Annotated in this window: 1 rRNA gene; it reads left to right on the top strand. The window is 55.3% G+C overall.

The annotated features are described in order from the left end of the window. A 23S ribosomal RNA gene (locus BLV57_RS42710) occupies positions 1–1053 on the top strand; the annotation flags it as partial.

Below are 1053 nucleotides of genomic sequence, written 5' to 3'. Positions count from 1 at the left end.
GTGGAGGGAACGCGGGGAAGTGAAACATCTCAGTACCCGTAGGAAGAGAAAACAACCGTGATTCCGTGAGTAGTGGCGAGCGAAAGCGGATGAGGCTAAACCGTGCACATGTCAAGCTGTCAGGCGTTGTGTGTGCGGTGTTGTGGGACCCGCCTTGGAAGATCTGACAGTCTTCCGGGTCTACGCGAGTGTTAGTGGAACTGTTTGGGAAAGCAGACCGGAGTGGGTGAGAGTCCCGTACGCGAAAACACTTGTTGTAGGTCTTGGTGGTGTTCCCGAGTAGCAGCGAGCTCGTGGAATTTGCTGTGAATCTGCCGGGACCACCCGGTAAGCCTAAATACTTCCTGAAGACCGATAGCGGACTAGTACCGTGAGGGAAAGATGAAAAGTACCCCGGGAGGGGAGTGAAAGAGTACCTGAAACCGTGTGCCTACAAGCCGTCAGAGCCTTCGGGTGATGGCGTGCCTTTTGAAGAATGAGCCTGCGAGTTAGTGCTGCGTGGCGAGGTTAACCCGTGTGGGGTAGCCGTAGCGAAAGCGAGTCTGAATAGGGCGATTTTAGTCGCGTGGTCTAGACCCGAAGCGGAGTGATCTACCCATGGCCAGGGTGAAGCGACGGTAAGACGTCGTGGAGGCCCGAACCCACTTAGGTTGAAAACTGAGGGGATGAGCTGTGGGTAGGGGTGAAAGGCCAATCAAACTCCGTGATAGCTGGTTCTCCCCGAAATGCATTTAGGTGCAGCGTCACATGTTTCTCCACGGGGGTAGAGCTACTGGATGGTCTAGGGGCCTTACCGGGTTACCGAAATCAACCAAACTCCGAATACCGTGGTGTGAGAGTGTGGCAGTGAGACGGCGGGGGATAAGCTTCGTCGTCGAGAGGGAAACAGCCCAGAACACCAGCTAAGGCCCCTAAGTGTGTGCTCAGTGGGAAAGGATGTGGGATTGCCCAGACAACCAGGAGGTTGGCTTAGAAGCAGCCACCCTTGAAAGAGTGCGTAATAGCTCACTGGTCAAGTGGTCCTGCGCCGACAATGTAGCGGGGCTTAAGCAC

The organism is Amycolatopsis xylanica, from assembly GCF_900107045.1.
In the GTDB taxonomy this organism is placed as follows: Bacteria; Actinomycetota; Actinomycetes; order Mycobacteriales; family Pseudonocardiaceae; genus Amycolatopsis; species Amycolatopsis xylanica.
The sequence above is the reverse complement of the archived record's forward strand: the minus strand, read 5'-3'. Positions and strand labels throughout refer to the sequence as shown.